The sequence below is a fragment of the Vibrio marinisediminis genome (assembly GCF_014050145.1).
Classification (GTDB): Bacteria; Pseudomonadota; Gammaproteobacteria; order Enterobacterales; family Vibrionaceae; genus Vibrio; species Vibrio marinisediminis.
In genome coordinates this window covers 1-223 of record NZ_JACFYF010000452.1, presented here as the reverse complement: position 1 = coordinate 223, position 223 = coordinate 1, and the positions used below count along the sequence as shown (strand labels likewise).

Below are 223 nucleotides of genomic sequence, written 5' to 3'. Positions count from 1 at the left end.
AGAGCGTGATCGCGTCCTGCGCGGTGTCGTGCAGGGCCGCGACGAAAATCGTGTCCTCGGGCACCGCGATGCCCCTGGCCGCCAGACCGGCCCGCACATGGGGCTGGTTCAGCAGGTCGGCCAGAAGCCGGGCGTTGACGTCGCCGCCATAGCCGCCACAGGCCCCGCATTGCAGCGCGCTGGCATGGGCGTTGTTGTTCACATGGCTGCCATGGCCCGCGAT

Annotated in this window: 1 protein-coding gene; it reads right to left on the bottom strand. The window is 69.5% G+C overall.

Annotated elements, in window-relative coordinates:
* The coding region (locus tag H2O73_RS24585) for a putative inorganic carbon transporter subunit DabA (protein ID WP_182110870.1) at positions 1 to 223 on the bottom strand (223 nt) is incomplete at both ends.